A 13,628-nucleotide genomic window follows, 5' to 3' on the forward strand; every position below is an offset into this window, starting at 1 on the left:
CGGCGGGTCGGCGTCACTGCCCGGGTCGGCGTGCGGACGGGGACCGGACCCTTCGACGGGCTCAGGGTCCTCCGATTTACACCGGGTGGGACCCTCGAGGCAGGCGGAGAACACGGGGATCAGCCCGGGGCCCCCACCCCCCTCCCTCGAAAACCCCGGGTTCCCCCCACCCCGATACCGGGGGTGCCCCCGATGCCGGATCCCGACGCCGTTCCTACTCTCGACAGTACGAACAGCACCTGCGGGCCGCGGCCCGGGATTGGGACGGAAGAAATGCCTACCACCGGCGACATCAACAACACGCTCAACACGGTCATCGCGGACTCGCTCAACGACACGAGCGAGGTCAACGAAGACAACTCGGTCAACATCGACGCCTCGGCGACGGACTCGTTCAACACCGACAACTCGGAGACCGACAACAGCGAGACCACCATCGGTGTCGATGGCTCGTTCAACGAGGGCTCGTACAACGAGTCGAACGACTGGGTCGACTCCAACAACACCGACAACTCGGTGAACGACTCGGGCAACAGCCTCGAGTGGGCCGACGGCTCGTACAACACCGACAACTCGGTCACCGACAACTCCGTCAACGCGGGTGTGCGCGAGTACAACACGGGCTTCGGCGCGTGGGGCGGCGCCTCGGCCGCCGAGTCGGGTGCCGCGGGCGGCGCCGGCCACACCGAGATCTGGAGCAACGCCACCATCGTCGACCAGTCGGTCAACCAGAACGTCGCAGCCGACGGTGACGTCGACCAGTCGTTCGCCAACTCCTCCGTCGTCGCTTCGGGCGAGGGGTCGATCGCAGCCGGCGGCAGCGTCGACTGGGACTACTCGGTCGACGAGTCCACCGACTTCAGCGCTGGCGGCGACATCAACATCGGCAACGAGACCACGATCACCACGATCACGGACTCGATGAACGAGTACAACCTCGACTACTCGTACACCGACAGCTCCACCGTCATCGACGTCACCGACTCGTTCAACGACCTGTCGGAGAACTACTCGTCCGACGGCTCGTTCAACACGACCGACACGTTCGACAGCGAGACCACCATCGACGTCGACATCACCGCGGTCGTCGACAGCTTCAACACCGCCGACCTCAACCTGCCCCTGGCCTGAGCGCCTCGGTAAGAAAAAGGAGACAACATCATGGTCTGGGACATCGGAAACGTCAGCGACTCCGGCAACGAGAGCTGGACGAACGTCGGAAACACGAACAGCACCACCAACACGAACAACAGCCAAAACCTGGCCGTCGACCTCGACAACGTGGGCAACGAGGACAACTCGGTCGTCGACGCCTCGTCGGAGGACTGGTCGATCGTCGACTCGGGCAACGTCGACTCCAACAACCTCGACAACTCGTGGGACAACTCGGGCAACACCGACAACTCCACGAACAACTCGGGCAACTCCTACGAGATCGCGGTCGACTCGTACAACACCGACAACTCCGCCGAGGACAACTCCACCAACGCGGGTGTTCGTGAGTACAACACCGGCTTCTCGGGCTGGAGCGGCGGCAGCGCCGGCGGCAACGCGTCGATCTACAGCCAGTCGACGATCCTCGACCAGTCGGTCAACCAGAACGTCGTGGGCGGCGGCCTGACCCAGGACTTCGGCAACAGCGCCGTCGCCGCCTCGGGTGAGGGTGCCGTGGCCGCCGGTGGTGACGTGTCGATCTCGCGCTCGCTGGACGCATCGACCAGCTTCGACGCCGAGGGCGACATCAACATCGGCAACACGACCGAGATCACGACGTGGGACAACGTGGGCAACACCACCGACATCTCGGTCGAGCTCACCGACAACTCGCAGGACTGGTCGATCGACAACTCGTACAACGACGAGTCGATCAACGTCGACCTGACCGACTCGTTCAACGAGGACTTCAGCACCACCGAGTCGCAGGACTGGACCATCAACGCCGACGTCATCTGGGGTTCCGGCAACTCCGAGGTCGTCGACGTGCAGGTTCCGAACCTCGACCTCGAGGACTGAGCGGTCATCCGTATCGACCTGAACGTCTGATCGGTAGCCCTGGGCGGAATCTCCGCCCGGGGCTATCGTCGTCCCCAGATCCTTCGGCGCCGAAGCGGCGTCGAGCCAACCGAGAGGTCCTCGCGTGTCCGCACCGGCCCAGCCCACCACGACCCCCGCGCCGAACGGCGCCGCCCCCGGCGCGCAGAAGGCTCCGGCGCCGGTGCCCGGCGAGCTCACCGCTCTGGTGGAGCGAGCCCGCAAGTACTCGGCCGTGCTCGGCCGTGAAGATCTCGCCGAGAAACTGACCAGCACGCGCGCCCGCCTGCAGGACCCGCATGTACGGGTCGTGATCGTCGGGCAGTTCAAACAGGGCAAGAGCAAGCTGGTCAACGCCCTGATCAACGCCCCCGCCTGCGCCGTCGACGACGACATCGCCACGAGCGTCCCCACCTCCGTCGGCTACGCGGAGGAGCCGTCGGCCACGGTTCTGGTCAAGCGCGAAAGCGGGGAGTCGCACGAGATCCGACGCGTCGACATCCCCTTCGAGCGACTGTCCGACTACGTCACCGCGCGGGCCGACGAAGAGCAGGACGGCGATGTGGTGGGCGCCGAGGTGCTGCTGCCGCGCGAGATTCTCAAGGGCGGCTTGCGCATCGTCGACTCTCCCGGGGTCGGGGGCCTCGAGTCCACCCGTTCCCTCGCCACCCTGGCGGCCCTGACGACGGCTCACGCCGTGCTGCTGGTCTCCGACGCGTCGCAGGAGTACACCGAGCCCGAGATCCAGTTCCTGCGTCACGCGATGCGCATCTCGCCCAACGTCGCGGCGGTGCTGTCGAAGACCGACCTGTACCCGGAGTGGCGTCAGATCCAGCGCGTCGACGAGAAGCACCTGGGCGAGCTCGGCGTCGACATCGAAGACGTCCCCGTCTTCGCCGTCTCGAGCGACTTGCGGCTGCTCGCCGCGGAACAGGGCGACCGTGAGCTCAACGACGAGTCCGGTTTCCCGGAGCTCGTCGCCCACCTGCGTCGCGACGTGCTCGGCAAGGCGGAAGACCTCAACCGCCGGGCGGCCGTCCACGACCTGATGACGGTGGCCGATCAGCTCTCGCTGGCCGTCAAGACCGAACTCAACGCCCTGCAGCACCCCGAGGACACACCGGGGATGATCGCCCGTCTCGAGGATGCCAAGGCGAAGGCCGACGACTTCCGCAGCCGGACCTCGCGCTGGCAGGTCACTCTCTCCGACGGCATCGCCGACCTGATCTCCGACACCGAACACGACCTGCGCGACCGCCTGCGCAAGGTGCAGCGCGAGGGCGAGGCCGCCATCGACGAGGGCGATCCCGGTCCGATCTGGGACCAGATCGCGGAGTGGGTCGACCAGCGTGTCAACGCCGCGGTCTCGGAGACGTTCGTCTGGACGAACGAGCGCTCGCAGTGGCTGGCCGAGCAGGTCGCCGACGAGTTCCGCATGGGCGAGGAGTCCATCCCCCTCATCGACGTGGCCGGCACCGACGGGCTGCTCGACCCCGTGGAGGAGCTGCAGCACCTCGACGACGGCAAGATGGGCGCGGCCGAGAAGATCTACATCGGCGTGCGCGGGTCTTACGGCGGTGTGTTGATGGTGGGTCTGGCCACGAGCATCGTCGGGCTCTCGCTCATCAACCCGCTGTCGCTGCTCGCGGGCGTGCTCGTGGGCCGCCGCGCGTTCCGCGAAGACATGTCGGCGCGCCTGCTGCGCCGGCAGAACGAGGCGAAGAACCTGCTGCGCCGCCACATCGAAGACACCGTCTTCCAGGTCGGCAAGCAGCTCAAGGACCGTCTGCGCATCGTCCAGCGCACCGCACGCGACCACTTCGGGTCGATCGCCGACGAGCTGCACCGCTCGCTGAGCGATTCGGTCCTGGTGGCCAAGCAGGCTGCGGCGTCGTACACCGCCGACCGTGACAAGCGCATCGCGCAGTTGCAGGCGCAGCTGCGCGACATCGAGACGCTGCGCGGCCGGATCCCCACCGGCGAGCTCGAGGCGAAACGCCCGGCCCGCGCGGCGGTCACCCGATGAGCGCCGGGCTGAGCGAGGTCTCCCGCATCGTCGACGATGCCCTCGGCGTGTACGCCGATGACGCGGCATCCGTCGAGGTGCTGGAGTCGTTCCGCGCGCGCCTGCGCGAGCCCCTGCGCCTCGCGGTGGCCGGCATCGTCAAGGCGGGCAAGTCGACGCTGCTGAACGCCCTGATCGGCGAGCGGATCGCGCCGACCGATGCGGGGGAGTGCACGCGCACCATCACCTGGTACCGCTACGGGTCGACGGCGCGCGTCGATCTGCGGCTGCACGACGGCCGGCGCATCTCGCGCCCCGTGCGGCGCCATGAGGGCCGGCTCGTGCTCGACATGGGCGGCTACACCGCCGAAGAGGTCGCCTGGATCGACGTCGCGTGGCCGAGCGAGAGCCTGCGCTCCACGGTGCTCATCGACACCCCCGGTATCGCCTCGCTCAGCGTGGAGAACTCGGCGCGCTCGACCGACTTCTTCATCCCGAGGGACACGCCGACGGCGGCGGATGCCATCATCTACCTGCTCCGGCACGTGCACGCCGAAGACCTCAAGTTCCTCGAAGCCTTCCGCGACACCGCGGCGGGGGAGTCGCAGACCGTCAACGCCCTCGCCGCGCTCTCGCGCGCCGACGAGATCGGCTCCGGCCGGATCGACTCGCTGCTGTCGGCGGCGAAGATCGCCGATCGCTACCGCCGTGACGGCGAATTGCGCGCACTCGCCCTCGACGTGGTGCCGGTGGCGGGGCTGCTGGCCGAGGGCGGCCGCACGCTCCGCGAGAGCGAATTCATCGCCCTCCGCCACATCGCGCTCATGGACCGTGCCGCCCGCGACCGCCTGCTGCTGACGGTCGATCGCTTCACCCGCGCGACCGACGACACCGCGCTGAGCGTCGACGTGCGTCGCGGTCTGCTGCGCCGCTTCGGCCTGTTCGGGGTGCGGTTGGCGGCCGCGCTCATCCGCGGGGGCGCGACGACGTCGTCGGCACTGTCGGACCGCCTCGTGCAGCAGAGCGGGCTGGTCGAGGTGCAGCGCTTCGTCGACGACCAGTTCCGCGGCCGGGCGTTCGCGCTGAAGGCGCGCGGCATCCTGGGCAGCGTGGAGCGGCTGGTGCGCGAGCGCCCGCGCCCGAATACCGCCGGGCTTCTGGCATCCATCGAGCGGCTCACCGCGCAGAGCCACGACCTGCGCGAGCTGTCGCTGCTCGCCGAGCTGCGCACGGCACCGCCCGACCTCGACGCCGGCACGCTCGCCGAGGCGGAGCGCATCGTGGGCGGGGCGGGCCTCGCGCCGGTGCGCCGGCTGGGACTCGGCGACGACGCCCCGCCGCCGGCGCAACGCGAACGCATCGACCACCTGCTGGCCCACTGGCGCTCGCTCGCGGAGTCGCCGCTGACCGACCGCCACACCGCCGACCTGTGCCGTGGCGTCGTACGCAGCGTCGAGGGGGCGGCATCCGGTCTTCTGACCGCGGATGCCGGTGAGGCGGGCGACGGGAGCGTCGCCGCGTCGGATGCCGTGCTCTCGGGCGGTCCGGCCTAGGCGAGACGAAAGCGGCATCCGGTCCCGGGAGGATCGGATGCCGCTTCGTCAGAACTCGGCCGAGGGACTGCCGGGACTGCCGCGTCGGATGTCGTGCTTGCGTCTGGTCCAGCGCAGGGCCGCCGGGATGACCGAGAACAGCAGGCCGAGGCCGGACAGGCCGAGCTGGATCAGCAGGAGTCGATCCAGCGGGACGCCCCGGTCGCCGACGGCCACGAACTGCCGCGCGGCCAGCACCGTCACGGCCAGCAGCAGGAGAACGCCGAGCATCCACCACCGCGCGTTGTTGCGGCGGTTGTTGAACGACACGAGCGAGGTGATCTGCACCAGCAGCACCGTCACCAGCGCGCCGAAGACGCACCAGAAGACGATGTCGGCGGCGGTGCTCACGGTCTCGGCGGGCCGTGAGGCGTCGACCTCGCGCACGATCGCCTCGATGTCGGGGTCGATCGACTGCCGGATGACGAACAGGTACCCCACGGCGATGGCGCCGACGACCAGGCTCAGCACCCAGCAGATCTGCGCGAGGCGCACGCCCGCGGGCGGCGGCATCTTGACCATGACCGGTGCCGCCGCCTTGTCGTGCAGTGCGGGGCGCTCCGGCTTCGCGGCCTTGGCGGGCGGTTCGTACGCCGGCGGTGCCGGCGAGCGGCGCACCTGGGCCTGCGGGGCGGACGCGCCGGAACGGCGGGTGAGCTCGTGAGAGCCCACCCGCCGTTCCGAGGGCGTGTCAGAGGGTGTCATCCGACGTGTCTTCGATGACGACGTCGTTGCCCGAGTCGAACACGACGGTGGTGTCCTCGTCGACCGAGGTGTCGACCGTCGTGTCGGTGGTGTCGTTGAACGAACCGTCGACGGCGACATCCGTCGAGGAGTCGTTCGCGGAGTCGGTGAGATCGACGTCGGTGGAGTTGTCGGTCTCGGTGGTGGTCTCGGTCGTGTCGTTGTACGACCCGTCGATGTCGGTGTTGGTCTCGTCGTTGCCGATGTTGACGTCGTTGCCCGCGTCGATGTTCGTCGAGTTGTCGAGCGTGGTGTCCTGGTCGACGTCGTTGCCGGCCGCGACCGCCTTGTCGCCCGAGGCGACGACGGCTTCGTTGCCGAAGGTCTGGTTCACGTCGCCGTTGGCCCAGATGTTCTGGTTCACGCTCTGGTCGACGATGGTGTCGCGGTCGTCGATGTGCGTGTACGACAGCTGCGTGGTGATCGTCTTGATCTCCTTGACCACCGGATTCCACTCCGGCTTGGGTGCGACGGGCACCGGCGCGGGCTGCGTGTTCACCACCACATGGGGCTTCTCGGCGATGACCGGGGCGACCGAGCAGACGTCCGCGTAGGAGACGTTGTTCAGTCCGCGCGCCGCCATCGCGCCCTCCGGATCCTCCTCGAACTCGGCGGCGGCCTCCGGATCGCGCAGGAGGCTCAGGATGAATTCGATCAGCGCATCTGCCATGGTCGCCAGCGTGACGCTCATTGGGGTCTCCTCACGGTTGTTCCTTGGGATCGACGTTAGGTCGACGGGGTCTGTGTCCGCGTCGGGGGGAACCCCCATAGCGCGGGACGGGTCATAGGGGTTTGACGGATGCCAGGACCCGGGCGGGTCGTCGGGCCTCGACGGGCGGCTCCGACGGCGGGTCGGCGCCGTGCGCGTCGTCGTCCAGGGCCATGCGCAGACGGGCCATCAGGTCGGAGCGCGAGGTGGCTCCCAGGCGGCGGCGGATGCGGGCGATGTGGTGCTCGGCGGTGCGGGGAGAGATGAAGATCGTCTCGCCGATCTCGGCGTAGGTCTTGCCCTGCAGCACGAGCGCCGCCACCTCGCGCTCGCGGTCGCTCAGGACGCCGGTGCTCTCGGCGGCCCGCGGGGGGAGAGGGATCGGGCCGGTGTCGGCGACGGCCGCGGCCGGAGCCTCCACCCGCTCGCGAGGGTGCAACTGGCGGGCGCAGGCCAGCAGGCGCGCGATGACGCGGCGGTCGGTGGACTTGCTCGCGCCGTGACTGGCCAGGCGCGCGCCGTCCCAGGCGAAGCCGCAGGCGGCGAGGCCCTCGGCCGCCTCCTCGATGGCATCCGCGTCGACGGCGCCGGTGAGCACGTCGGTCCATACCCGGCCGGCGCGCGCGAGACGCGCGGCGAGGGGGGAACGCTCGGCGGCCGACCGCAGCGCGCGGGCGTGCACCGTCAGTTCTTCGGGGCTGCCCAGCAGGATGCTGGCGTGCAGTCCCGACCACTGCAGGCTCGTCGCCCACAGCGCCGGCTGCCCGAGTCCGCTCAGGATCCGCTCGGCCTGCGCGAGCTGCGAACGCACGGCGCCGAACTCGCCGACGCGTGCGGCGGCGACGGCGAACTCGCCGAGGGGGATCAGGGTGAACAGGTCGACCTGCACCCGCAGCAGCGAATCCTGCGCGCGCTGCCAGACCGGCGCGAGCTCGGACGGCTGGCCGTTGCGTCGCACGAGCGCGAGCTCGACGGCGTCGGCGATCAGGCGGTCCCTGACGGCGAGGGTTCGTCCGCTGGTCGCCGCGCGCAGGGCCTTCTCCGCCTCGGCGTGGTGCTCGCGCTGCATGGCGACCCACGCCCGCCACAGCAGCAGTCGGGGCGCGGCCCACGCTCCGCCCTGATGACCCGCGACGGCGGCGTCCAGAACGCGTTGCGCGACAGCCGCTTCGCCCAGGTGCAGGGCGACGAGAGCGGCGATCACGGCGGGCAGCTCGGGCAGCGGAGCGTCGCTGCCCGACGCGGTGTACATCTCGCTCGCCCGCACGAGGTCCTGCAACCCGTGGTGATCGTCGGTGTCGAGCGTCGCCCGCAGTCCCCGCGACAGCAGCTCCAGAGACACGCCGTGCGCCGTCGGGATCGTCCGGGTGGCGGCGGGCGCCGGGGCGTCGGCGGGGTCGGCGTGACCTGCGCCGGCCGCGGCGATCAGCCACTTGGCCCGGCTCTCGGGGGTCGTCGGCATGCCGCCCGCGTACACCCGCGCACCGAGATCCATGTCCCCGCGCGTCGCCCAGACGGCGGCGGCCATGTCGAGGGCCTCGTCGCCGGGCGCATCGTCGCCGGCGAGCAGTCGGTCGACGAACGACCCCGCCGCATCCACATCGCCCAGGGCCCACGCGGCGCGAGCTCGTCGCAACGCCAGGCTCCGCGGCGAGGCGCCGGCACGGTCGGCCGCCTCGAAGAGCTCGGCGGCCTTCGCGGGGTCGCGCGGGAGCTCGCGATCGCCGTCGGCGAGCAGGGCGGATGCCACCCGCGCGTCGGTCGCGCCGCCGAGCAGCGCCTGTACGGAGGCGGCGTCGCGCACGAGCCGCGCCGAGTACAGCTCGAGCAGGCGGTCGGCCGTGAGCCGCGCCCGCACCGCATCGCGCACGAGGGGGACCGTGCGACCGCCGCGCTGCAGCAGGCCCGCGTCGTAACCGGCGGCGCAGGCGGGCCCGGCGCTGACGTCGAGCGCGGAACTCTCGTCGAGGCACAGCGCCTCGACCGCGAGACGCAGCGAGGGGTCGAGCGAGTCGATGCGGTGCGAGACGAGGTCGTACAGCGACTGGGCGATCTCATCGTGATCGCACCGCCCGTCGCAGAGGGCTTCACCGTGCAGCATGAGCGCTTCGGCGGTCAGCCACGCCAGGCCGCCGGTGGCCTCGAGCAGTCGCGCGATGCAGGCCCTCGCGGCCTCGGTCGCCTCGCCGTCGAGATGCGCCGCGACGTCGGCCATCGACACGTGCCCGAGCAGTGCGGGCGGCTGATGCCGCTCGATGTCGTCGACCAGTGCGCGCAACGTCGCGGATTCCGGGTCGGGACGGGTGGAGAGGATGACGGTGGCGGTGCCCGCGCGCAGGCGCTCGGTCAGCGCGCTCAACGTCGCGTCGTCGAGCAGGTGGGCGTCATCGACGACGATGACGGAGCCCTGCCTCGACGGCAGGTCGGCGAGGTGGGTCAACGCGACGGGGGAGGCGCCGGCGGCACGCAGCGCCGTGAAGAGGTGCCGCAGCACGCGCGACTTACCGGAGCCCGCCGTCCCGACGACCGCGAGCGGAGTCGGGTCGGCGGCGGCGACGAAGGCGTCGAGGAGACCGCGGGCGACGCGTGGCAACAGCAGCGACTCGAGGTCGCCGTGGGCAGCATCGGAGGACGTGTTCGAGATCGACATCGGTGGTGCTCTCGTTCCGACGGGCGCGCGTCAGGGCGTGGGCTCGACGGAAGAGGTCGACACGGGCTCGGGCGAGGTCGACTCGGCCGGCTCCTCGGCAGGGGGAGACGAGGTTTCGGCGGGAGGTGCCGGGTTCTCGGTCGACGGCTCCGGCTGCGGCTCCTGAGTCGTGGGCGGATCGGTCGACGGGTCCGTGGCGGGCGTCTCGGTCCCCGGCGCGGTGGTTCCCGCGTCGGTGGGGGACGGCTCCGAAGTCGTCGGCTGCGTCGAGGGGCTTTCGACGGGTGCGGCGGTCTGGGACGCCTCGGACGACGACGACGGCTGCGTGGCCGGAGCCGGATTCGACGCATTCCCGCTGCCGCCTCCGTTGCCGCCGCCGCCACCGGAGCTCTGCTGCTGCTGCGACGGCGCCGCCGAGGGGCTGCGCTGCTCCGCGGCCTGCGGAGTGAGTCGCTGCGGGGTGCGGCGGCGCTCCTCGCTGCGGTTCTCCGTGCGCGGCTGCTCGGGGGCGGCGGCGTCCTGCGGTGCGGCGGGCTGCTCGGCGACGGGCTGCGCCTGGGGGGCGGCGATGCTCGCCGGAGGCTGCGAGGGGAGGTCGAGCGGGTCGAACAGGCGCACGTCGAGGTCGGCCGCGAGCGGCTGCGAGGTGACACCGCCGAGGCCGGTGCGCGCCAGGATGCCGACGCCCAGTGCGGGCACGCTGATGACGCCGACGCTCACCGTCAGGACCGCCACGCCCGCCGCGACGTACGCGGTGGCGGGGACTCGACGAAACCAGGGGGCGCGCTTGTGCACCCGCTCCCCGGAGAAGCCGGGCTCCGCGGCGGTGTCGTCGTCATCCTCATCGTCGTCGACGACAGGTGCGTGCTCGTCGACGACGGCGAGCTCGAACAGCGCGGGGGTCTCCTCGGCGACGCCGACCGCCGCGGTGCGGGCGGCACCGAGCGCGATGATCGCCTTCGGGTCGGCGTCGATGGCGATGGGGCGGTCGAAACGCTCGGACAGCAGTTGCGCAACGCGCGGGATGCGCGAGGTACCGCCGGTGAGCAGGATCGCGTCGAGGTCGTCGGCGGTCAGGCCCGACTGCTCCAGGGCGATCTCCATCACCTCGACGGTGCGCTCGATCTCCGGTTCGATCATGTCCTCGAACTCGGCGCGGGTCAGACGCACGGCGCCGTGCCCGTCGCCGATGAGCACCGGAACGACGGCCTCCCCGTCGAACGACAGCGACTCCTTCGCATCGACGCACTCGCGTCGCAGCGATGCGACCGCCATGCGCAGACCTGCGTCGCTCTGCACGCCGGCGAGGGCGGATGCCGGGATGCCGGCGGCGCGAACCGTGTGGCGCAGCACGATGTCGTCGAAGTCGGCGCCGCCGAGGTCGGGGATGCCGACCGGGCTGCCGACGAAGTCGACCCGGCCGTCGGCGGCCTTCTGCAGGATGACGGTGTCGAACGTGCCGCCGCCGAAGTCGTAGACGGCCAGGGCCCGGCCGGTGTCGAGGGGATGCGTCGCTTCGTAGTGGCGTGCGGCGGCCTCGGGTTCGGTGATGACCTGCACGTCGCTCCAGCCGAGCCGTCCGATGGCGTCCTGGACGAGCTGCGTGCGGTACTCGCCCCAGGTGACGGGGACCGAGACGGCGATGCCCGCGGGGTGCTGGCCCTCGCGCTCGACGGCGGTGCCGATCACCCACCCGACGACGAGGGCGTAGAGGTCTTGCGGTGAGAAGCGACGGTCGCCGGCGACGATGGGCACGTCGTCGCCGATGCGCCGTTTGAACTCCCGCACGAGACGCTCGGGCTGCGCCGTACCGCGCCGCTCCGCCGCATCGCCGAACAGCAGTCCGCTGTCGGAGATGAAGACGGTCGTCGGTGTGCTGTCGGCGTTGCGCCCGAGCGGCAGCGGCGCTGCCAGCAACGCTCCGTCCGGAGCGGAGCGCGCGGTCGCAGCCGCGGTCCTGCTCGTTCCGACATCGATCGCCAAGTAGTACGGCGTAGCCATGTGTTCCGACCCCCCGAAGGCGCGCAGGAACGCCGCACGGCACCCCTGTGTCCCCCGACTCTGCGGGCTCGTCAACGAGCCCGTTCGTGTTCCATCGGCCCGTGCCCCCTGCACGCTGCCGACGCTGTGCCAGAAGTGTTGCACACCGGGAAAGAGAGCGAAAGGGCACCGCCGACGGCTATGCACGATCACGCAGAGATGCAATACTTCGCACGATCCGGCGGCCCGCGGGTGGATTGCGCGATGCGTCCGCGCTGGTCGTTCTCCGACCCGCCGCCGTGCGGGCTCGGAGTTGGCACTCGCATTGCACGAGTGCCAACCGTTCTCTAGACTCGTGTTAGCACTCTCCCCGCGTGAGTGCTGACAAGTCTTCTGTAACGAGAAAGAGGTAGACCGTGTCGGTTTCCATCAAGCCGCTCGAGGACCGCATCGTCATCAAGCAGGTCGAGGCTGAGCAGACCACCGCGAGTGGTCTCGTCATCCCCGACACCGCCAAAGAGAAGCCGCAGGAGGGCGAAGTCGTCGCCGTCGGCCCCGGCCGCATCGACGACAACGGCAACCGTGTCCCCCTCGACGTCGCCGTCGGCGACCGCGTGCTCTACAGCAAGTACGGCGGCACCGAGGTCAAGTTCGGCGCCGAAGAGTACCTCGTGCTCTCGGCTCGCGACGTCCTGGCGGTCGTCGTCCGCTGACCGCGTGACTCTCACGGAGACCCCGGATGCCGTGGCATCCGGGGTCTTCGTCGTTCTCGGACTCATCGGTGGACGGATGCCGCGACTCCGGCGCCGTGGACCTTTCGCGCCCGTGTTCGGGCGACGCCCCCGGCAGGAAATCGCGGATGCTCGGCGGCTCGCATCCATGGCGCGCGCATAGGCTGGGTCGGTGACCCCCGCTCCTCCCGCTTCCACAGGCGGGAGCACGCGCGGCGCGCTCTTCGCGCTCGGCGCCTACCTGCTGTGGGGCGTGCTGCCCATCTACTTCCTGCAGCTCAAGCCGACCGACCCCTTCGAGGTCGTCGCGTGGCGCATCATCCTGGCGTTCGCGTTCTGCCTGCTGCTGCTGACGGTGATGCGGGTGTGGCGTCCGTTCCTCGTGATCGTGCGTCAGCCGCGTCTGATGGCGCTCACCGCGGTCGCCGGGGTGCTCATCTACGTCAACTGGCAGACGTACCTGATCGGGGCGCTCACCGGCCACGTCATCGAGACGAGCCTCGGGTACTTCATCAACCCGATCGTGACCGTGCTGCTCGGCGTCGTCGTGCTGCGCGAGCGCCTGCGCGTGCTGCCGTGGATCGCGATCGGCATCGCCGTCGCCGCGGTCGTCGTCATCGTGGTCGGCTACGGCGCGTTCCCCTGGATCGCCCTGACGCTGGCGTTCTCGTTCGGCTTCTACGGTCTCGTGAAGAAGCAGATCGGTCCCGCCGTGGATGCCGTGAGCGGTCTGACCCTCGAATCGTTCTGGCTCCTTCCGGTCGCCGTCGTCCAGCTCATCGTCGTCGCGAACGTCACGGGCATCACCCTCGGCAACGAAGGGGTGCTGCACACGGTCCTGCTGCTGGCGGCCGGGGCGGTCACCGCCGTGCCGCTGCTGCTGTTCGCTTCGGGAGCTCGGCGCGTGCCGCTCACCGTGATCGGGCTGCTGCAGTTCGTCGCGCCGGTCATCCAGTTCGTCATCGGCGCGTGGGTGCTGCACGAGCCGATGACACCGGAGCGCTGGGTCGGCTTCGCGCTGGTCTGGGCCGCCCTCGCGCTGCTGAGCGTGGATTCGCTCGTGGCTTCCCGGCGGCATCGACGCGCCGTCGACGACGTGCCCGAACCCGTCTGAACCGCGGGATCCTGCGTTTCGCGGCCCGTCGTTGCCGCGCGAAAGTAACGATTGGGTCGCGTAATCGACCGT

10 protein-coding genes are annotated in these 13,628 nt (G+C 70.3%); 6 read left to right on the forward strand and 4 right to left on the reverse strand.

The features are described 5' to 3' along the window. Positions 1–273 precede the first annotated feature (273 nt). The 4 genes from AS029_RS02335 to AS029_RS02350 all read left to right on the forward strand — a co-directional run bounded on the left by AS029_RS02335 (position 274) and on the right by AS029_RS02350 (position 5,589). A complete protein-coding gene (locus AS029_RS02335) occupies positions 274–1,131 on the forward strand; it encodes a hypothetical protein (protein ID WP_058230964.1) in 858 nt (285 codons plus the stop codon). A gap of 30 nt (positions 1,132–1,161) precedes the next feature. Beyond that, positions 1,162–2,013 carry a hypothetical protein gene (locus AS029_RS02340; RefSeq protein WP_058230965.1) on the forward strand — a complete coding sequence of 284 codons (852 nt, stop codon included), beginning with the start codon at positions 1,162–1,164 and terminating at the stop codon, positions 2,011–2,013. Positions 2,014–2,137: 124 nt separating this feature from the next. After that, positions 2,138–4,057: a dynamin family protein gene (locus tag AS029_RS02345; RefSeq protein ID WP_228375856.1), complete on the forward strand. Its 1,920-nt coding sequence runs from the start codon at positions 2,138–2,140 to the stop codon at positions 4,055–4,057. Further along, entirely contained in the window at positions 4,054–5,589 is a 1,536-nt protein-coding gene (locus tag AS029_RS02350; RefSeq protein WP_074615802.1) for a dynamin family protein, read from the forward strand. Before AS029_RS02345 ends, AS029_RS02350 begins: the two co-directional genes overlap by 4 nt. 48 nt (positions 5,590–5,637) lie before the next feature. On the opposite strand, the gene AS029_RS02355 is transcribed toward AS029_RS02350, so the two are convergent. The 4 genes from AS029_RS02355 to AS029_RS02370 all read right to left on the reverse strand — a co-directional run bounded on the left by AS029_RS02355 (position 5,638) and on the right by AS029_RS02370 (position 11,732). Continuing rightward, positions 5,638–6,333 carry a hypothetical protein gene (locus AS029_RS02355; RefSeq protein WP_139167992.1) on the reverse strand — a complete coding sequence of 232 codons (696 nt, stop codon included), beginning with the start codon at positions 6,331–6,333 and terminating at the stop codon, positions 5,638–5,640. After that, entirely contained in the window at positions 6,320–7,063 is a 744-nt protein-coding gene (locus AS029_RS02360; RefSeq protein WP_058230967.1) for an IniB N-terminal domain-containing protein, read from the reverse strand. Before AS029_RS02360 ends, AS029_RS02355 begins: the two co-directional genes overlap by 14 nt. A 91-nt stretch (positions 7,064–7,154) precedes the next feature. Beyond that, on the reverse strand, positions 7,155–9,731 hold the full coding sequence (locus AS029_RS02365) for a helix-turn-helix transcriptional regulator (protein WP_058230968.1): 2,577 nt from the start codon (positions 9,729–9,731) through the stop codon (positions 7,155–7,157). 30 nt (positions 9,732–9,761) lie between these two features. Further along, positions 9,762–11,732 (reverse strand): Hsp70 family protein, encoded by a 1,971-nt coding sequence (locus AS029_RS02370; protein ID WP_058230969.1) that lies wholly within the window; start codon positions 11,730–11,732, stop codon positions 9,762–9,764. Positions 11,733–12,127: 395 nt separating this feature from the next. Between AS029_RS02370 and groES the strand changes: the two genes are divergently transcribed. Continuing rightward, positions 12,128–12,424 (forward strand): co-chaperone GroES, encoded by a 297-nt coding sequence (gene groES / locus AS029_RS02375; RefSeq protein WP_013583903.1) that lies wholly within the window; start codon positions 12,128–12,130, stop codon positions 12,422–12,424. A gap of 190 nt (positions 12,425–12,614) precedes the next feature. Next, positions 12,615–13,556, forward strand: a complete 942-nt coding sequence (rarD, locus tag AS029_RS02380) for an EamA family transporter RarD (RefSeq protein WP_058230970.1) — start codon at positions 12,615–12,617, stop codon at positions 13,554–13,556. The last annotated feature ends 72 nt before the right edge of the window (positions 13,557–13,628 follow it).

It is taken from the genome of Microbacterium enclense (assembly GCF_001456955.1).
GTDB classification, from domain to species: Bacteria; Actinomycetota; Actinomycetes; order Actinomycetales; family Microbacteriaceae; genus Microbacterium; species Microbacterium enclense.

Excerpts from the sequence above, each read along its gene's own strand:
- AS029_RS02365 (WP_058230968.1), bottom strand. The coding sequence starts at position 9,731 with ATGTCGATCTCGAACACGTCCTCCGATGCTGCCCACGGCGACCTCGAG.
- AS029_RS02360 (WP_058230967.1), bottom strand. The coding sequence starts at position 7,063 with ATGAGCGTCACGCTGGCGACCATGGCAGATGCGCTGATCGAATTCATC.
- AS029_RS02350 (WP_074615802.1), top strand. The coding sequence starts at position 4,054 with ATGAGCGCCGGGCTGAGCGAGGTCTCCCGCATCGTCGACGATGCCCTC.
- AS029_RS02340 (WP_058230965.1), top strand. The coding sequence starts at position 1,162 with ATGGTCTGGGACATCGGAAACGTCAGCGACTCCGGCAACGAGAGCTGG.
- AS029_RS02370 (WP_058230969.1), bottom strand. The coding sequence starts at position 11,732 with ATGGCTACGCCGTACTACTTGGCGATCGATGTCGGAACGAGCAGGACC.
- AS029_RS02355 (WP_139167992.1), bottom strand. The coding sequence starts at position 6,333 with ATGACACCCTCTGACACGCCCTCGGAACGGCGGGTGGGCTCTCACGAG.
- AS029_RS02335 (WP_058230964.1), top strand. The coding sequence starts at position 274 with ATGCCTACCACCGGCGACATCAACAACACGCTCAACACGGTCATCGCG.